The 21,256-nt window shown below is 46.9% G+C and carries 10 protein-coding genes; all 10 read left to right on the top strand.

What is annotated here, in order from left to right; translation table 11 throughout:
* The gene (locus tag ACUN27_RS22270) at window positions 1-1,329 is read left to right on the top strand and encodes an ABC transporter substrate-binding protein (protein WP_315950375.1); all 1,329 of its coding nucleotides are present in this window, start codon (window positions 1-3) and stop codon (window positions 1,327-1,329) included.
* A 16-nt stretch (window positions 1,330-1,345) separates the two neighbouring features.
* Window positions 1,346-2,119: a response regulator transcription factor gene (locus tag ACUN27_RS22265; RefSeq protein ID WP_315949397.1), complete on the top strand. Its 774-nt coding sequence runs from the start codon at window positions 1,346-1,348 to the stop codon at window positions 2,117-2,119.
* Window positions 2,120-2,252: 133 nt separating this feature from the next.
* Window positions 2,253-3,611 carry an ABC transporter substrate-binding protein gene (locus tag ACUN27_RS22260; protein WP_315949398.1) on the top strand — a complete coding sequence of 453 codons (1,359 nt, stop codon included), beginning with the start codon at window positions 2,253-2,255 and terminating at the stop codon, window positions 3,609-3,611.
* Between the two features lie 69 nt (window positions 3,612-3,680).
* The gene (locus tag ACUN27_RS22255; protein WP_445559618.1) at window positions 3,681-4,607 is read left to right on the top strand and encodes a carbohydrate ABC transporter permease; all 927 of its coding nucleotides are present in this window, start codon (window positions 3,681-3,683) and stop codon (window positions 4,605-4,607) included.
* Window position 4,608: 1 nt separating this feature from the next.
* The gene (locus ACUN27_RS22250) at window positions 4,609-5,430 is read left to right on the top strand and encodes a carbohydrate ABC transporter permease (protein ID WP_315949401.1); all 822 of its coding nucleotides are present in this window, start codon (window positions 4,609-4,611) and stop codon (window positions 5,428-5,430) included.
* Between the two features lie 27 nt (window positions 5,431-5,457).
* A complete protein-coding gene (locus tag ACUN27_RS22245) occupies window positions 5,458-6,486 on the top strand; it encodes an S-layer homology domain-containing protein (protein ID WP_315949403.1) in 1,029 nt (342 codons plus the stop codon).
* Window positions 6,487-6,532: 46 nt separating this feature from the next.
* Window positions 6,533-8,110, top strand: a complete 1,578-nt coding sequence (locus tag ACUN27_RS22240) for a cohesin domain-containing protein (RefSeq protein WP_326063714.1) — start codon at window positions 6,533-6,535, stop codon at window positions 8,108-8,110.
* A 237-nt stretch (window positions 8,111-8,347) separates the two neighbouring features.
* Window positions 8,348-14,254, top strand: coding sequence for a GH92 family glycosyl hydrolase (locus tag ACUN27_RS22235; RefSeq protein WP_326063713.1), 5,907 nt, complete (start codon window positions 8,348-8,350; stop codon window positions 14,252-14,254).
* Between the two features lie 77 nt (window positions 14,255-14,331).
* Window positions 14,332-17,499: a GH92 family glycosyl hydrolase gene (locus ACUN27_RS22230; RefSeq protein WP_326063712.1), complete on the top strand. Its 3,168-nt coding sequence runs from the start codon at window positions 14,332-14,334 to the stop codon at window positions 17,497-17,499.
* Window positions 17,496-21,134, top strand: a complete 3,639-nt coding sequence (locus ACUN27_RS22225; RefSeq protein WP_326063711.1) for an immunoglobulin-like domain-containing protein — start codon at window positions 17,496-17,498, stop codon at window positions 21,132-21,134. The genes ACUN27_RS22230 and ACUN27_RS22225 overlap by 4 nt, the downstream gene beginning before the upstream one ends.
* Window positions 21,135-21,256 lie beyond the last annotated feature (122 nt).

The raw sequence follows: 21,256 nt of genomic DNA, 5'->3' as shown, positions 1-21,256 counted from the left end.
ATGCTGCATTTCAATCGATTAATGTTGGTTTCATTCGTTTTGCTGCTCGTCTGGGCTTTAAGCAGTTTGCTGTTACTGGATCGGGTGACCGTGGATTCTCCTAAAGCATTAGCGAGCCCCAAAAAGATAAAAGTGTTGATTCGTACCGGTACGGAATCTACGGCGATGCGTCAAATCTCCCAGACGTTTGAAGCGGATACGGGCATTCAGGTGGAGTATATCGAATTGGGAAGAGATGTCTATTTCACTTCTGTTGGTACGCAGCTGCTGGCTGGAACAGAGTCGTTTGATATTGTCTCGATTCCGAATACATCCATTGCCCAATTTGCGGCTGTTCATGCCATTCTTCCGTTAGATTCCTTCATGAATGATAAAAATTTGACGGATATCCAGTCGTTTGATGTGAGCGATTTTTTGGCCACTTACCAATATCAAGATACGACATACGCACTGCCGACAGATATTAGCACACACTTCTTGTATTATCGAAGCGACTTAATTCCCCATCCACCGGAAACCTGGGACGAATTATTCGAGCTAGCCAAAACGTATACCAAAAGTAAAAACGCCACTTCCCCCACGAGATGGGGGCTTGCGATGCCTGCTGTAGTGCCGGAAGAAAGATCCAAGATCTTCGCCTCCCTGTTATGGTCGTTTGGAGGCGACGTGCTGAATGAGGAAGACGGAAATGTCTTGTTGGATCGCGAGGAATCGGTTCAAGCCGGCAAATATATGGAGAAGCTGGTTCAGGAGAAAGTGGTCCCGCAGGATTTGCTAAACTGGGATTTCGCCAGAACCCGCGATGCTTTAATCGCAGGCGAGATCGCCATGGCCGCACCTTATTGGAATGCGGCGTATCCAATGATCAAGCAAAACACCGACCCCAATAAAGATGCTATCAAAATCGCGCTAATTCCAGGCACCAAAGATCAGTTTGGCCATATTAAGCGTGTCCCATTTCAGCATGGTTGGACGCTTGCTATTAATGCAAGTTCCAGAAACGCTGTAGACGCTTGGAAATTCCTCGAATATGCAACCGGGAAACGCGGTGGGATGATTTATGCACAGCAGGGGGGGATACCGGCAAGGCGCTCCATTCTAGCTGACCCGTCCTTTGAAGAGACGAGACCGGATTTTGCCTTGATTTTGAAGAGCATGGATATGGCCAAAATTGAACCTTCGATCAGTTATTACCCGGCGATGGTAGAAATTGAAGAAAGGGCATTGGCCAAAATCATTACATCTTTTGCCAAGCCGGAAATATCTTTTAAAGATGCAGCGAATGAATTACGCCAGCTCTCTATGAAAATGAACGGAAATTTGAAATAGGACGGAGGATGACTCGATGACTACGACCGTTTGCCGTGCCGTAATTATTGATGACGAAACCTGGATTCGGGAAGGCTTAAGCGAACATATCAATTGGGAAGCGCTCGGAATCGAACTGGTTCAAGTCTTTCAAGACGGACTTGAAGCTATCCACTATATGGAGGAGCATCCCGTCGACATTCTGTTGTCGGATATTCGCATGCCCAATATGACGGGGCTTGAATTAGTTGCAAGATTGCGCGAATTGGAAAAAGAAAGTCGTGTGTTGTCGAGTACCAAGGTTATTTTCCTCAGCGGGTATGGTGATTTTAAATACGCCCAAGAAGCGCTTCGTTTAGGAGCTGTAGATTATCTGCTTAAACCTTCGGATGTGGAAGAGATCGAGGTGGCTTTGCAGAAAGCAAAGACGCTGTGCGCCAACGAGGCAGCAGCGCCTGATAAACAGGAGCAGAAGGTCGCTGAGGAACCCAGCTCCTACTTGATTAAGAAAGCGCTTCAAATGATGAGCGCCAGGTTCACAGAAGACCTGCATCTGAATCAGATTGCGGATGAGCTGTTTGTGACCTCGAACTATTTAAGTAGGCTGTTCCGTCAAGAAACGGGCAAATCGTTCAGCGATTATTTATCGCAGCTGCGCATTGAGAAAGCCTGCGAGCTTCTTGGCAGCAGCAACCTCAAGATTTATCAGATTGGAGAGTCTGTTGGTTACCCGAATCCCCGATATTTTAGCGAATGGTTTCAAAAACAAAAGGGGATGTCGCCTGGGGATTATAGGTCCAAACATGCTTAACTAACAGGGATTGCGTTTTGTGCAAAATAACGGAATAAAAGATAGATTTACCTCATTAAAAGTAATTCTCCAATTGAGTAAGATAATTTTGTAAAGCGGTTTCATACAAAAGCGATCTGAAAGGGGAAGTACTGTGAAACGTAAATTATCTTTGATTCTTTCGACTGTAACATTAACGGGTTCGCTTCTTACGGCATGCGGCACCACAACGAATGAGGCAACGAACAGTTCGGCTCCAACTCCGGCTGCAGCCGCAAACACGCCTGCCGCATCGGCTGCGCCAGCTACTCCGGCTCCTGCTGCTGGCAAGAAACAAGTGGAAATCTTCAGCTGGTGGACGGGTGCCGGTGAAGAAGCGGGTCTTCAAGGATTAATTAAACTGTTCAAAAATAAATATCCGGACATTGAAGTGATTAATGCGGCTGTTGCCGGCGGTGCCGGAACCAATGCCAAAGCAGTTCTCGCCAGCCGCATGCAAGGCGGAGACCCGCCTTCAGCCTTCCAAGTTCATGGGGGGGCAGAGCTGAATACAGGTTGGGTGGCAGCTGCTAAAGTCAGCCCATTGAACGACCTGTACGACAAGGAAGGTTGGAAGGATAAGTTTCCGAAGGACCTGATTGAGATGGTTAGCAAGGACGGCAATATCTACTCGGTACCAGTTAATATTCACCGGGGGAACGTTATTTTCTATAACAAGAAAATTTTTGACCAGAATGGTTTGAAAGCGCCTACGACATTTGATGAATTCGTTAAGGTAGCGGATGCATTGAAAGGGAAAGGTATTACGCCTCTGGCACTCGGTGATAAAGAACCATGGACAGCTACCATGTTGTTCGAAAATGTCTTGCTCGGCGAATTTGGTGCTGACGATTACAAAAAATTGTGGACCGGCGAAATTCCGTTCGACGATGCACGCGTGAAAAAATCGCTCGAAACTTTTAAAAAGATGCTTTCTTATACAAATAAAGATCATGCTGCACGTAACTGGCAGGATGCCGCCCAGTTGGTGGCCAATGGCGAAGCGGCAATGAACAATATGGGAGATTGGGCAAAAGGATATTTCACAACGGATTTGAAACTGAAAGTAAACGAGGATTTTGGATGGGTAGCTTCCCCGAATACGGACGGCAGTTTCATGGTAGTAACGGATACGTTTGCTTTGCCGAAGGATTCCAAAGATCAAGCGACAGCTAAAGAGTTCTTGAAGGTCCTTGGTTCCGTGGAAGGTCAAGATGTGTTTAACCCGTTGAAGGGGTCCATTCCGGCAAGGGTGGATGCGGACGTTTCCAAATATGACATTTATGGCAAAACCACGATCGAAGATTTTAAAAAGAGCAAGCTGACGCCAAGTATGGCTCACGGCTCGGCAGCGCCTGAAGGCTTTACGACACAAGCGAACCAGGCGATTAATATCTTTGTAACGCAAGGTGATGTGGAGCAAGCAGCAAAAGCACTTAAACAAGCACAAACTGCCAATGGCATGAAGAAATAAGTTTGAAAAATCGTCAGGGCCAGATGTTGGAATTAGGCATCTGGCCCTGTTTTTCTGGAGTGTGAATCGATGAACGCTTTTCGTTGGAAGTCGGAGAAGCTTGTGCCTATCGCCATGCTGATGCCGTCTTTAGTCGCAATCGCCATATTCGTGTATGGTTTTATAGCCTGGACCGGCTACGTATCGTTATCAGAGTGGAATACTCTCGTTAAAAACCTGACATTCGCAGGATTCAGCAATTATGCTTTTCTATTTAATGATTTCCGGTTTCAAGCGGATTTAAGAAATACGGTGATGTTCACGGCTTTATTCATCGCCGGCGGGATGATTGTCGGCTTATTTTTGGCAGTGATGATTGATCGGAAGATACGGGGGGAAGCTTTTCTTCGAAATATATTCGTATTTCCGATGGCGCTTTCTTTTGTAGTAACCGGGGTTGTGTGGCAATGGATCTTGAATCCAACGACTGGGGTTAACTTATTGCTGAAGTCGCTTGGCGTTACGAATGTGCCTAGCTGGTTTGTAAGCACGCAAATTATACCCAAAATTCCAGTAGGCCAAATTGATGTCGGCCTTCCAGTCGCTATTATTGCGGTTGCTATTGCGGCCATCTGGCAAATGTCGGGATTCGCCATGGCGATGTATTTGGCCGGATTAAGGAACATATCCGAAGAACTGCGGGAAGCTGCACGCGTGGACGGCGCAACGGAGTGGCAGGTGCTTCGGAAGGTGATTTTGCCGCAGCTGAAACCCATAACGATGAGCTTGATCATTATTTTGGCACATATCTCCCTTAAGATATTTGACTTGGTCTATGCCATGACTGGACCTGGTGCGATGTTTGTCACGGATGTGCCGGGCGTGTACATGTTTGAAACGACATTTCGCGGAAATCACTATGCCCAAGGAGCAGGAATCGCGATGATTATGCTGCTGCTGGTTTCCTTGCTCATCATTCCTTACTTAATTTCCAACTTGCGCAAAGGAGAGGAATAATATGTCGCTGGAGCGCGTGAATCGTACGCTGTTGTATGTGGCGCTGATCGTTTTGGCGATTGTTTATCTGGTTCCGGTTTATGTCATGCTCATCACGAGCGTCAAGGGACTGAACGAAATCACACTCGATAAAATGTGGGCGCTGCCTCAGTATTTTAACTTGAAAGGCTATCAAGAAGCGTTTAAGAAGCTTGTCCCCAATTTGACGAACAGCTTTTTGCTTGCTATTCCGGCTACGTTGTTGTCTTCCTTGTTAGGCTCTTTAAACGGCTATATTTTATCAAAATGGAAGTTTAGAGGATCGAACTTTTTGTTCTCCCTGATGTTATTCGGGATGTTTATTCCCTACCAAAGTATTCTAATTCCCTTAATTCAGTTTCTGCAATCCATTAAGCTTTATAACTCAATTCCTGGATTGATTCTCGTTCATGTTGTGTACGGTCTGCCCATTTGCACCCTGATGTTTCGCAACTTTTATGTAGGAATCCCAACGGAAGTGTTGGAGTCGGCCAAAATTGACGGAACCGGATTTTTCGGCATTTATAGGTATATCATGATTCCACTCTCATTAACGGGATTCGTTGTAGTAGGCATTTGGCAATTCACGAGTGTATGGAACGAATTTCTGTTTGCCGTTACCCTGACCACCCAGAAGCAGCAACCGATTATGGTGGCTCTGCAAAACCTGTCAGGCAGTCAAATTGTACAGTGGAACGTACAGATGGCAGGAGCGATTTTGGCCGCTTTACCTACGCTGCTCGTTTATATTTTCTTGAGCAAGTATTTTATTCGGGGTCTCCTGGCAGGTTCGATTAAAGGATAAAAGGACGCTCAGAAAGGAACGATCTGCATGAAACATAAAATTTTTGGTATGTACCTCACTCTCATGATCTGTATGTTAATGGTTCCCATTTCCACTTGGGCTGCAGACTCCTTCACTTACACGCTAACAATCAGTAACGATAAACCTGAAGTAGGAAAAGACAAGGAAATTAAGGTGACGGTTACAGGGGATAACCTTCAGGATATTTACGCTTATGAGGTAAACTTTGTTTATGACCCCAACCAATTACGATTTAAGGAGGCGAAAAGCGCGCTAGATGGCTTCTCCATTCCTGCTATCGTGAAAGATAATCAGATTCAATTTGCGAGTACCAAAATTGGCAATAAAGCAGGGGAAAGCGGGAAGGTTCCCTTATGCACACTTACTTTTGAACCGATTGGCAAAGGTCAGGCAGCGGTAGAACTGACGGACGTGAAGCTTGTTACCAGCAAAATGGTTTCTAGTAAACAAAATGCGGGCACACAAATTGCTATGGATATCAGGAACGACAATACTCCTATGTTTCGTGATATTGCAGGGCACTGGGCGAAAGAGGCGATTGAAAGAGCGGCGAAACTGGGTTTTGTCAACGGTTATGAGGATGGCACTTTTAAGCCGCAGGGACTTATCACACGTGCAGAGTTTGCGACCATGCTGGCTCGGGCAATTCAATTGCCGTTGAATGACCAAGATCAGCTTGCTTTCGATGACGAGTCTATGATACCGGAATGGGCTAAATCAAGCATCTCGTCCGCCGTAAAGGCCGGCATCGTATCAGGGTATGAAGACAACACGTTCCGTTCAGACAAAATGATATCCCGTGCCGAAATCACCACGATGATTGTGCGGGCTTCAGGTATCCAGACAGCTGAGCAGCCAATATCGACTTTTGCCGATAAAGACCAAATTCCTCCTTGGGCGTTCGCTTTCGTAGCAGCTGCCGCAGAAGCCGGACTGGTTCAAGGCAAGGGAGATCATCTGTTCATGCCTAATGACAATGCGACCAGGGCAGAGGCGGTCACACTCCTTTTATCTTTGCTTGATTATAAGAAATGACAACCCGTCATTAGTCCATACATAAAGCCAGAGAGGATATTAGACGATGAGAAAAAGAAAAAGGCATAGGACGTACCTTGTATATGCGCTTCTCATGCTTTTATCGGCGAACTGGTTTGCTGATCTCTCACTTGCCAAAGCCGAAGAAGCCATCCATGCCACCTTGTCCGGAGAGGACAAGGTGCTGGTTGGTGAAGCATTTCATTTGACCTATGGATTGAAGGGGGTTACGCAAGCGGTCTATGCACAGGATCTCACAGTTACTTATGATGCTGAGCAGTTAAGTTTTAACGGTGTGGACACAGTAAAGGAATTAAAGGATCAGTTCTCTATTGTCGGACTGTCTGACACACCCGGACGCGTCCGAATTATTGCGGTAAGTCATGGAGCGCAATATGCCATTCGCGAAGATAGTGAATTGTTAACGCTTCATTGGAGCTCTAAAAAGCTTGACCATTCTGCCTCATCTGATGTATCTATTAGCAATTTAGTAGTTTCAAACGGTGACGGCGTGGAAACCAATGTAAGCGGAGCGACACATAAGATCCAAATTTCTGTAGATAACTCGCAGCCTGGGGATTTGAATGGAGACAACAAATATACGATCGGAGATTTGGCGATTGCGGCAGCCTCCTATGGTAAAACATCGGCGGACTCCGATTGGGCCAAGCATGTGAAGGCGGATGTCCATCCCGATGGCAGGATTGACATTGCGGATTTGGCGATTATCGCGAAAGCTATCATGAGTGGTTCGCCGGATGTACCGAAGCCTCCCCAGTGGACGGCGGCAAAGCGGCTTGATGTATCCGGAGTGTCAAGTTCAGGCGTGACGTTATCATGGTTCGGAGCGACCGATCCAGACGGGATAACCGACTATAAGGTTTACCAGGATGGGCAGGCGTTAGGCACTGTGACGGGCAATGTCTATCAATACGCAATTACGTCTTTGATTTCGAATACGGCGTACACCTTTAAAGTGGAAGCGGTTAACGCCTCAGGGCTTTGGAGCACGAATGGTCCCAGCGTAACTGTCACCACACAGGCAAACCAGCCGCCATCAGCCCAATTAAACGGTCAGGGATCGGTTGTTTCCGAAGGTCTATTTACGCTAACTTATGGACTTAAAAGTGTAACTGAGAGCATATATGCTCAGGATTTTACACTGACTTATGAGGCAGAACACTTGGAATTCCTCGGTGTGGAAACGCTCCGTGAAGACATGTCCGCTGTCATCGATTCCGAAATGAACGGACAAGTTCATGTCATGCTTCATGCAGGGGAACATCCAATAAAAGAGGAAGCTGATTTATTAGTGCTGCGCTGGAAGGCTAAATCCATTTCTCAGCCAGTAACAACAACAATGACAATTCAAGACATCGTGCTGACCAATACAGACGGTTTAGAAACAACAATTAGCGGTGTATCTCACAGCGTTCGCATTACTTTGGTTGATTTAAATAGTGATAACAAAATTTCTGTAGGAGATCTGGCTGTGGTTGCGGCGGCTTACGGACGTTCGTCAGACGATCAGGATTGGGCAAAGTATGAACGAGCTGATCTCAATCAGAACGGCAAGGTGGATATCGACGATCTGGCGATGGTAGCCAAATGGATTTTTCGTTAAAGGCACAAAGTGAGGGGATAGGCGGTAAGCGACCTCACTTTTTGTATTCCTAAATACCGATGGAATGGAAATGTGATTATTTTATCGGAAGAAAAGATAGATTTACCGCATAGTTAAAGCCAGGCTCTTTCAGTAAGATATGTATGGGGAAGCGCTTACAGGTGTGCTTCGAAAGGAGGCTGCTTGACTCTTATCGATTAGGATCGCTTTGAAAACAAAAATGGGAGGTTTTCTGGAATGGGTAACCGGAAAGCTAGGAAATTTCTGGCTATGGCAACGAGCTTTACACTTCTGGCAGGATCATTCTATCTGCCTACGAATCAGCGGGCATCCGCTGCTGCTGCAGAAGGTGCTGACTTCTACTCGTCATTCGAGGCAAGTGACCCCATTGTGACATGGGAAAATAAAGTCGAGTCAGATATCGACGGGAACCCTCTAACTTCGGGGATCGACGGCAATACGCCGTTTGCGGGCATTCCAGGCAGCATCACGAATAAAGTCGTTGAAGTAACTGCAAGAGGAGAGTACACATCTTCAGGTGAAGTCGCCGTCAATTTGATCGATTCAAACACGAATTCGAAATGGCTGGATACGAACTCGACGAGCTGGGTCAGATTCAAGCTTAGTGAAGCATCGGCAGTCATGAGATATGCTTTGACCTCTGCGAATGATTCAGCCGGAAGAGACCCTAAAAACTGGCAGTTTGAAGGCTCCAATGACGGCAGCACCTGGACGACGCTTGATACGAGAACCAACCAGACCTTTAGCGAACGCTTCCAGACGAAAGTATATGACTTCGCGAATGAAACACCGTATGTCTATTACCGGTTAAACATAACAGCAAACAGCGGCGATTCTTACATTCAATTGTCCGAGTTCCAGCTCTCCAATGGCATTGTTCTCCCACCACCACCACCGGCAGATATGAAATCATATGTCTCGAACGGTCCTTCAGGACTTTATAATGCCAAATCCAATGTCGGATGGACAGGGGCAAAAGCTTTTACCTACTCCGGAACTCACTTGGTTAATGGCAGAGCTTATTCCTATAATAAAGTTTATGATGCCGATATCGCCGTGACGCCAAGTACCGAACTCTCCTATTACATTGCTCCTGAGTTCACAGATAAAGCGCAGATGGATTACTCCAGCACTTACGCAGCGGTAGATCTCGCATTCTCAGATGGCACTTATCTGCATAATCTCGGTGCGCTCGATCAACACGGCGTTAAACTTAATCCTCAAGATCAAGGCAACTCCAAGACACTCTACAACAACCAATGGAACTTCAAAAAATCCAACATCGGGTCCGTAGCCGCCGGAAAAACAATTAAACGCATTCTGGTTGCGTACGATAATCCAGCAGCGAAAACCGGTACAGGATTTAAAGGCACAATCGATGATATCAAAATTGTAGGGAATCCCGCTCCTGTAAATTACAGCCGGCTCTCCGATTATGCCAACATTCTTAGAGGTACACAGTCCAATGGAACGTTCTCCAGAGGAAATAATATTCCAGCCGTTGCAGTTCCGCACGGATTTAATTTCTGGATACCGAAAACAAACGCAAGCTCGGACTGGGCTTATTATTACAATCAAAGCAATAACGCGAACAACTTACCTACGATTCAAGCGTTCGCATTAAGCCATGAGCCAAGCCCTTGGATGGGGGATCGGCAAACCTTCCATGTGATGCCATCCGACACGGTGGGAACGCCCAATATTAGCCGTACGACAAGGGCACTACCTTTCAAGCACGAGAACGAAATCGCGAAGCCGTACTATTATGGCGTGACTTTTGAGAACGGTCTCAAAACGGAATTCACGCCTACCGATCATGCAGCGATGTTCCGATTCACATTTGCTGGGGATTCGTCTAATCTGCTTTTTGACAACCAAAGCAATAGTGGCGGTATTACGCTGGATGCGGCTAACAATGCCATCTCTGGCTACTCCGATCAAAAAAGCGGCCTTTCCACAGGCGCAACGCGCATCTTTATCTATGCGACCTTCGATAAGCCGGTTACAGCAAGCGGCAAGTTGACGGGCAGTGGCGGTGGTGGAACCAATGTGCAGGCCTATTACAAATTCGACACCACGATAAATAAAGTGGTTACGATGAAGATCGCAACTTCTTTAATCAGCTTAGAGCAAGCCAAGAAAAACCTGGAGCTGGAAATCAGTCCTACGGATACTTTTGAAACGATTAAAGAAAAAGCTCAAACACAGTGGGATCAACAAATGGGCATCATTCAGGTTGAAGGTGCCTCAGAAGATCAACTGATTACTTTATACTCCAACATGTACCGTTTATTCTTGTATCCAAACTCAGCTTTTGAGAATGTGGGCACGAATGAAGCGCCGGTTTACAAACATGCGGATCAAACGCCGATTACATCATGTTCGACAAGTACGGCAACCACATCATGCGCCAAAATTAACGATGGCAAAATTTATGTTAACAATGGTTTCTGGGATACGTACCGTACGGCATGGCCGGCTTATTCTTTGCTAACACCATCTAAGGCTGGCGAATTTATTGACGGCTTCGTTCAGCACTATCGGGATGGCGGTTGGATTTCCAGATGGTCCTCTCCTGGTTATGCCAACTTGATGGTAGGAACAAGCGCGAATGTTGCTTTTGCGGATGCGTATTTAAAAGGTGTTACGAACTTCGACGTTCAAAGCTTCTATCAGTCTGCGTTGAAAGATGCTGCCGTCACTCCGCCAAATGCCAATGTAGGCAGAAAAGGGATGGCTACCTCCGTTTTCGACGGCTATACGAATACGGATACAGGTGAAGGTTTGGCATGGGCTGTGGATGGCTATATCAATGATTTTGGTATTGCCAACCTGGCTGATGCACTTGCAAAGAAAAATGACACCAGCGATGCTTATAACGCTCATTACAAAGATGACCAACAATATTACATTAATCGGGCACAAAATTATGTTAACATGTTTAATCCTGATTTAGGATTCTTCAATGGCCGAACGGCAAGTGGTGCCTGGAGATCTTCACAAGCCAATTTCGATCCTAGAAATTGGGGCAGCGATTACACAGAAACGAATGCGTGGAACATGGCATTCCATGCTCCGCAGGATGGCCAAGGATTGGCCAATTTGTACGGCGGTAGAGCGAAGTTGGCCGAAAAACTTGATCAATTCTTCAGCATACCGGAACCTGCTTCCAGCTCCAATGCCGGTTCATACGGTGGTGTCATCCATGAAATGACGGAAGCTAGGGACGTAAGAATGGGGCAGTACGGACACAGCAACCAGCCGTCTCACCATATTATCTACATGTATGATTATGCAGGGCAGCCTTGGAAGACACAGGAGAAAGTTCGTGAAGCTTTAGACCGTTTGTATCTTGGAAGCCAAATTGGCCAAGGTTATGCGGGTGATGAGGATAATGGTGAAATGTCTGCTTGGTATATTTTCGGAGCATTAGGTTTCTATCCGCTCAAAATGGGCAGCCCGGAATATGCGGTCGGCGCTCCATTGTTCAAAAAAGCGACGATCCAACTTGATAATGGCAAAAAACTCGTTGTTAATGCACCGAATAACAGCAAAGAAAATAAATACGTTCAAAGCTTGAAAGTGAATGGCGAAGCCTATACGCAAACATCGCTGCCGCATGCGGTACTTGCAGCCGGAGCTACGCTGGACTTTGACATGGGATCAACGCCTTCTACATGGGGAAGCGGCGAAAATGACGTTCCGTCATCCATTACTCAAGGGTCTGCCGTTCCTGCTCCATTAAAAGACATGACAGATAAATTGGTTGCTCAAGGGTTTGCTAAAGTAACCGACAGTACGAACAGCTCCACAATCGGCAACTTGTTTGATAACAGTTCGAATACCCGAGTTACGTTAAACAGCGCGAAGCCATGGATTCAATATCAATTCCTCGGCTCGAAAAAGCAGGCGGCTATGTATACATTGACTTCGGGCAATACAGACGGCGATGCGAAAAGCTGGATGCTGAAGGGCTCCAATGATGGTCAGAATTGGACAATATTGGATCAAAGAACGAATGAAACTTTCGCATGGCGTTCGTATACCCGACCATTTACCATTCAGACTCCGGGTAAATATGAATTCTACCGATTAGAAGTTACAGAAAATTCGGGAACCGCCACCACTTCATTTGCGGAAATTGAGCTCCTGGGCTACCCGACTCCTCCTGTAAACGATGAAACAGCGGTAGCGGAAACCGTTAAAGGCCTGGATTTAGGAAATACCAGTGCTGTGACAAAGAAGCTAACCTTGCCTACTGGCAACTTTGAATTTGGCACTACGATTACATGGGTAAGCTCAAATCCAGCGGTTGTTTCTAACGAAGGTAAAATTATAAAACGTCCTGACTTTGGGCAGCCGGATGTGAGCTTAACGTTAACCGCATCGGTGAATAAAGGCAGCGTGAGCGCTACGAAGGTCATTACGATCACGGTGCTTGCTCTCAATGAAACGGATCTAAGCTATGAAGCCGGCGTTGATTTCAAAACGGGGCTTGAGGCCGGAGATATCATGCCGACTTGGGAAAACCGTACGATCGAATCGAAGAACATCGGCGAATTCTGCTGTGGAATCGGCGGTGTTGAAACGAAGGTTGGTACACCTGGACGAAATAACAGCACAAGTGCGATCTTGTATTCCGGTAATGCGACCAATGCTGTAGAGAACTATGCTTATAATCAAATGTTTGACGCTGATTTTGACATTAAACCTTCTACAGTGCTTTCTTACTGGATAAATCCGGAAGGCAGCGCAGGAACCGTACTGCCTGGTAATGTGAGAACAACAAGCCAAAATTACGCGGTTGACTTGCTGTTCACCGATGGAACGTATCTGCACAATTTGAGTGCCGTCGATCAAAACGGTGTCGGTCTTAATCCGCTGGCACAAGGAAATGGCGGTAAACTTGTTTCCGATCAATGGAATTTTGTGACATCGAATATCGGAGCTGTGGCTGCTGGGAAAAGGGTAGATAAAATTCTCATTTCCTTTAATGCTACAGGGAAAACCGGATATTCACGCGGGTATTTCGATGATATTTCCATTGAACACGGCAAGAGCGAAGCAACGGCGTTCTTAAGCGGCAGCTCCGTCGTTTCAGCCGGTCAAACGTTTAATTTGACGTATGGATTAGGCGGAGTGACACAAAGCGTGTATGGCCAAGATTTTACGATTACGTATAATTCGGATATTTTTGAATTGCTTTCCGCCAAATCGGCGAAGGAAAAAGATTTCGTGATCGTGGACGAGAAAAAAGCTCCTGGTCAAAGCCGATACCTTGCCGTTCATGTTGGCCCAAGTGCTTCCCAGCCAAACGGTGCCCTGCTGTCGCTTAAATTCAAAGCGAAGACATCGGAAATTGGCGCAGCCGGCACCGTCGCGGTTTCCCAACTTGTGATTGCCGATGGAGAAGGGAAAGAGACCGAAATGCCTGGCGTTTCGAAACTGATCAGCATTAAAGCGGTGGATAAAACAGCGCTGAACAGCCTGATTACAGAGGCGCAAGCGGTACACGATGCAGCTGTGGAAGGAACCAAATACGGTCAATACCCGGTAGGTTCCAAAGCAATTCTACAAGCGGCTATCGATACGGCTAAGGCAGTAGCAGCGAACCTGCAGGCTACACAGGATGAAGTAGACCTGGCAAGAACTCAGCTGAATGCAGCTTTGCAAACGTTCAAAAACGCAATCAACAGCACAGTGGATAAAGCGGCACTGAATGCCTTGATTGCAGAAGCACAATCCACGCATGATGCAGCCGTAGAAGGCACCAAAACCGGCGAGTATCCTGCAGGCGCTAAAGCACTTCTGCAAGCGGCCATTAACGCAGCCAGCCAGATCGCTAGTGACGCAGCGGCTACGCAATCTCAAGTAGATCAAGCTGTGACCGAACTGAACTCGGCTCTGCAAGGCTTCCTTGCATCGGTGAATACACGCGTACCTGAGGATATGAATGGTGACGATAAGTTTACCATTGGTGACTTGGCTATTGTGGCTGCTTATTATGGTAAAACTGATCAGGATGCTAATTGGAACCTGTACAAAAAAGCAGATTTGAATAACGATAAAAGAATTGATGTCGCTGACCTTGCGATCATTGCAAGTAAAATTTTGAATCAATAACAAGATATCGGGAGGATGGCAGGCGGTAACGTCTTCCTCCCGATTTTTCTCATGGAAAAAAAGTGGAGGTGAACGCGATGAATAGAAAGACCTTCAGGAAATCGTGCAGTCTTTTACTTAGTTTTGTGTTGTTGTGGAGTATGTTGTTCATCACACCGGCATTTGAACATTCAGCAGAAGCTGCGGCACCAAGCTTTCATGCAGGGTTCGAAAGCACTGAGGCTGTTCAGCCAAACTGGGAAGATGAAACCGAAGCGAGCCATCATGTGAGCCAAGCGGAATCCAAAATTTCCAGCGAAATGCGCCAATCCGGTAAAAAAGCGTTGCTTTACGCGGGGAAAACTTCCGATACAAGTGCAGCTTATGCTTACAATAAAGTGTTCGAAGTGAACATTCCTGTTAAATCCAATACCACTTTATCTTATTGGATTTATCCGCAAAGCCATACTACGCTAGGCGGGACTGATTTGAATCATGGTAAAAACAGCACCTATGTCGCTGTAGATCTTGCTTTTGAAGATGGAACCTATCTGCACAGTTACCAAGCTGTTGACCAGCACGGGGTTGTCATGAGTCCCGAAGAACAAGGCAAAGGCAATCAATTGGCTGTAGACACATGGAATTTTATTACTTCAAATGTGGGTTCGGCTGCAGCGGGGAAAACGATTAAGCGCATCCTCATTTCATACGAACAAAGCGGCGGAAACGCAGGGACATACCGAGGATTTATCGATGACATTCAAATTAGAAATTCTGAATTTGATCCGTCGGCCTACGCCAATCCGTTATTAGGCTCACAGAACAATAAGCTTGATATTGTCGGTTTCGGTGGCAATAGGGGAAATACGTTCCCGGGTGCCGTCGTGCCTTTCGGTATGATCCAATGGAGTCCGGATACCGGTTACAACGACCTTGGGTCCGGTAAATCACCTTTGGGCTCGGGATATGATTACGATCGTAAATCCATTGCAGGGTTCAGTTTGACGCATATTGACGGACCCGGCTGCGATATTGCGCAGAACATCCCCTTTCTACCAGTCGTAGGCAAAATGGGGAAATCCCCGGCAACGCATTTCGAAGATTATGCTTCACCTTTTCAACGCGAAAATGAAATTGCGATCCCTGGCTACTATAGTGTCTTGTTGGATAAATACAACATTAAATCGGAATTTACAGCAACGGAGAGAACGAGCATCGGCAAATTCACTTACCCTGCTTCTACACAGGCGATGATGCTGATTAATACGGGCATTAACGCCACGGGTGTTAGGGACGCCAACATCCAAATTGACAAGAATAGCAGCATGGTGACTGGGTATGTGAATGCCGGCGGATTCTGCGGTACCAAAGGAAGCGGTACATTAGCTGAAAATACGAACAACTACACCGTTTATTTTGCGGCAGAGTTCAGTCAGCCGTTCACAGAGGTCGGCACGTATAAAGGCTCTCAAATTACGAAAGACAGCCAATCTGCACAATCGGAAATTCCGAACAATCGGAAGGTTGGCGGTTATGTCAGGTTTGATACATCTAACCAAAAAGAGGTTTATGTCAAGGTTGCAATTTCCTATACCGATATGGAGCATGCCAAACTGAATTTAAAAACGGAGAACCCTGGCTGGAACTTCGAATCCGTCAAACAAACGGCGCAGGCCAAATGGAAAACGGCGCTCAGTAAAATTCAGGTCACTGGCGGGACCGAGAAACATAAGCGGATGCTATACTCCTTCTTATATCATTCCTTGATCCACCCGAATGTGTTCAGCGATGTGAACGGCGATTATAGAGGTTTCGATCAAAAAATATATAATACCGGGGGCAAATATACCCATTATTCGACTTTTTCCGGATGGGACGTATATCGCACACAGATGCAGCTCATAGGGCTTCTGTTCCCGGATATAGGCTCAGATATCGCGCAATCCTTCGTTGATGATGCCAAGAGCAGAAGCGGGTTTTTACCGAAATGGAGTATTGCCAATTCCGAAACGAATGTGATGAATGGCGATCCCGCTTCGATTACGATCTCCAACATGTATGCGTTCGGTGCCAGAAACTTTGATTTACAAGAAGCTTTGAAAGTGATGAACTTTCATGCATCGACACCATCCAGTTTGAATGGACGGTTTAATTTGGCCGACTATTTGCAGCTGGGCTACATTCCGATCGAAAGAGGCGGTTGGGTAACCGGTTATATCCCGGAATATAACAATGCGGACTTTGCAATCGCTCAGTTTGCCAAAGCGCTTGGGGATGAAGGGAAATACAATAAGTATTTGACCCGCTCGCAGAGCTGGAGGCTTTCGTTCAAAGATGGCTATATTCAACCGCGCCTGGCAAACGGAAATTTCGAGAGCACCTTTGATCCGGCTAGTGAGCATGGCTTCCAAGAGGCAAACTCCGCTCAGTATACGTGGGTGCTTCCTTTTGACTACAAGGGATTATTCGAGAAGATGGGTGGTTTGGAAGCAGCAAGAGCAAGACTTGATTTCTTCTTCCAAAAATTGAATGCAGGATCGACGGAGCCGTATTCCTTCTTGGGTAATCAACCGAGTTACGGCATTCCGTGGGCCTACAACTTTGCCGGGCAGCCATGGAAAACCCAGGAAATCGTACGCAAAGGCATGCTAGAGCTGTTCCATGATGGACCTGCTGGTCTGATCGGCAACAATGATTTGGGAGCGGGCTCTGCGTGGTTTGTTCTGGCAGCACTTGGTCTGTACCCGTCGATTCCGGGTATCGGTGGCTTCTCGATGCACGCGCCACTATTCGAGGAAACGATTATTCAATTAAACGACTGCAAACAAATCCGGTTAATCGGTAATCATGCTTCGGAAGAAGCGAAATATATTCAGGACTTAAAGCTGAATGGCCACAGTTATGACAGTACCTGGCTGCCATATGAGTACTTGAAGGATGGGGCGGTTCTTGATTTTACGCTGGGCACAACGCCTAATACAAGCTGGGCAACGACTCCTCCGGATCCGTTGGCAACGCCTTCCAAAGGGGAATTCGCCTCTCAAGTCGCAATTGCATGCAGCAACTACACGCCAATGCAGGATAGCGCTCAAAAGGCGCCGGATGCGAACAATTCGGATGGTGCACAGCCATTAGTTGCCGTGATGAATACAAAAGAGGCGGCAGCTTCTGAAGCACCGGCTGGATTCAGCAGTGAGGCTAAGCCGTGGAGGCTTGTCCAATTGCCAAACTCAAACGCCAGGTACAAGGAGGTTAATGGAAGATGATGAGACAGCTCTTAGGTCGTTGGCATGTTCTTATTTGCAGCCTGCTGATGTTCTGCCTGCTTCCGAATCTAACCGTTCAAGCGGCTCCTGGGGATTTGATCAATGTCGCTATCGCGGGCAATATGACTGTTAAGTTCAGCAAAGAAAACCAGCCTAATGAAACCGCTGTGAAATTGTTCGATAATAATGCCAACACGAAGTGGCTGGGGGCACAAACAACGAATGTTTGGGTGCAAGTCCAATTCAATTATGGGGATACCCAAGCCGTTAAAAAATATGCCATGGTGTCTGCCAACGATGCAGCGACAAGGGACCCGAAAAACTGGCGAATCGAGGGTTCGAATGATGGGTTGAATTGGAACGTGCTGGATGAGCAAAGCAATCAGTCTTTCAGTGCACGTTTTCAAACGAAAGAATATACGATTGCTGCCGACAAAGTGAAGGAGTACGGCTATTACCGGTTGTTCATTTTGAATAACAACGGGGAGTCGACGAATACGCAATTAGCGGACTGGAAATTGTATGCAACGGAACTTGATGACAATACTTCTGTAGCGTCAGCAGTCGCAGCACTTGATCTAGGAGATACGACGGCTTTAACGAAAGGAGTCATCCTTCCATCAACGTTCAGGAAAGGCACAACCATCACGTGGGAAAGTTCGAATCCTGGCGTACTTAGCAACACGGGCAAAATCGTGAAACGTCCGGACCTCGGCCAGCCGAATGCACAGCTCACCTTGACAGCAACGGTGAAGAAAGGTTCTGCATCGCAAATCAAGCAGTTTTCTGTGAATGTATTGGCGATGCGAGAGGCCGATTATCAATATGAAGCGGGAATTGATTTCGATTCAGGGTTTGAAGCGGAGGATCTCGCTCCTACGGATACGACGGGTCCGGCTAACACGTACAGGATCTTGTCGTTGACGAAAAATGTAGGGGAATTTTGCTGCGGGATCGGCGGAATGGAGTCTAAAAAAGGCACTGGGGCGCACAATGGCGCGGCTGCTCTCCAATTTTCCGGAAACGCTCTAGATGCTAATCAATCCTACGCTTACAACCAAATCTTTGATACGGAGATTCCGGTTAAGGCTTCGACAACCTTGTCTTATTGGCTGTTTCCTGAGAAGGAGTCCGATGTTCTGGCGACACTGACAAGAACAACAAGTAAGTATGTCGCACTTGATATTTTGTTTACGGATGGTACTTACCTGCATGACTTGGGCGCCAAAGATCAGAATGGTGTCGTCCTTCATCCGAATGCGCAAGGGAAAGGTGGCTTTGTTCTCGAAGATCAATGGAATTTGATCACGGCGAACCTTGGAGAAGTGGCGAATGGGAAAGTCATCGATAAAATTTTGTTCGCTTTTGATTCCAGCGGGACGGTATCAGGTTTTTTCCGCGGCTCAGTCGATGACATCACCATTGATCACAATTCGACGGTTGGCGAAAAGGATACCCTCGCAGTGAATGCCGCGAAAGCTGCACTTAGCTTAGGCGATACATCCGGCGTATCCCATGATTTGAATTTGCCAGTGGCAGGCGAACAACAAACAAGAATCACCTGGGAGAGCTCAAATCCGCTTGTCATGAGCGATTCCGGGCATATTGTGACCAGACCCATTCAAGGGGAGCCGAGCGCGGAGTTGAAGCTGACGGCTACAATTATCAAGGGTGATTCGATCGCGACGAAGGCTTTTCAAATCACAGTGCTTCCCATGGACGATGCTGAAGCGGTTGATTTGGATAAAACCGCATTGCAATTGGGAAATACGAGCGCGGTTGCTGACCATTTGATGCTGGTGACAAAAGGTAAATATCGATCGACGATTGCGTGGCACTCATCGAATCCTGCTGTGATTGACGATGCCGGGCATGTGTCACGACCAGACGCGGGTCAACCCAACGCAGAGGTGACCTTAACGGCTACAATCACGAGCGGAGGCGTATCGGCAGACAAATCTTTTATCTTAACGGTAGTTGCCCGAGGAGATAAAGGAGATTTGGCCGCAGACAAGGCCGAGCTTGAGCTTATCAGCAGCAATACGGTGACAGGCAATGTGTATTTGCCAAGTGTTGGGCGATTTGGTTCCAAGATTAACTGGGCAAGCACTAATCCAGATGCTCTTAGTGCAACAGGGCAAGTTCATCGTCCAGGTGTCGGGCAGCCGGATGCGAGTGTTATGCTGACAGCTACATTGAGCAAGGGGGCAGATGCCGAAACGAAAGCATTCTCCTTAACCGTTAAGGCAATGAGTGCTGACGAGGAAAGTGTGCTATCAGCTGCAGCAGCGCTTGATTTGGGGAATACGCGATCTGTCGTGAACAATTTGCTCTTGCCGATTAGCGTGACCGGTTCGCCAGAAGTGGTGATTACGTGGTCTAGCTCAGATCCGGGAGTGATCGATTTCCATGGCCAGATCGTGCGGCCTTGCTACGGTGATCCGAATGTAACGGCTGTGCTGACCGCCAGGATTAGCAGAGGTACTTCAAGCATCACGAAAACCTTTAACATCACGGTTACTGCCCTTGGCGAGGTCGAAGTGCCATTAAATGACGATGCAGCCCTAAACAGCATCACATTAAATGGGGAGCGGATGGCCGGTTTTGATCAAGACAAAGTAGCCTACACCGTGGAACTGCCGGAAGGCGAAGTCCAAGCACCGACAGTTGCAGCAACAACGGCAGATTCGAATGCAACGCTGCTCATCACTCAGGCTGACAAACTGCCGGGTCAAGCGACAATTGTAGTTACCGCAGAAGACCGCTCCACACAGAAGACGTATACGATTGATTTTAAAATAAAAGAAAGTCCTGCCGGAAACATCGCCTATTTATTCGGTGCGGATCAAGTAAGCTCCGGTGCTACTTTCGATCTTACTTATGATTTGCACAGCGTGAGTCAAAACGTCTATGCACATGATTTGATCTTCACGTATGATGCTGCAGCTGTGGAGTTTATCTCTGCAAAATCGCGGCAAGAGGATGTCTTCTTCGTAAGTACGAAGGATACACCAGATCAAGTCCGTGTCCTTGCTGCAAGAATAGGAGCGGACAAAGATCCTCTGGCGACCGGTTTGATTACCCTGCAATGGAAAGCTAGACTTTCTGCGTTACCGGTATCCACAGCTATCTCACTATCTAGTATCATTATCTCAGACGGAGATGGAGTCGAGACCAATGTGGGTGGCGTTGTACATCCTATTCTTATCAACAGCGTAGATAAAGCCGGTCTCCATACACTTATTGCGCAAGCTCAAGCAGCGTTTGACGCCGCGGTAGAAGGCACAAGTGTCGGACAATATCCGGTTGGTTCGAAAGCTGTTTTACAAGCCGCAATCGTTCTTGCCAAAGCTGTAGCTGATAACGCGGCAGCAAGTCAAAGCCAAGTGGATCAAGCATCTGCCGAGTTGAATGCAGCGCTCCAAGCATTCCTGGCATCTATCAACACGCAAACGCCAGGTGACTTGAACGGAGATAACCACTTCAGTATCGGTGATTTGGCTATGATGGCAGCCTACTATGGCAAAAATTCCGATGATCCAAACTGGTCATTGTATAAGAAAGCGGATCTCAACAATGACGGAGTAATTGATATTCGTGACATTGCGATTGTAGCTAAAATGATTTTAGGCTAGAAGGTAGGCTAGAGGTGGTGTCCATTGTGACATCATCTCTTTTTTTGCATGTCTAAAAATGGAATAGAAGCTGCCCGGTGATCACATCCTAAGCTTAGCTTTATCATGAAAAGGGGGAGCCT

This window comes from Paenibacillus sp. WC2504 (assembly GCF_052682475.1).
Note: the sequence above shows the minus strand (reverse complement) of the source record. Positions and strands in the feature narration are given on the sequence as shown.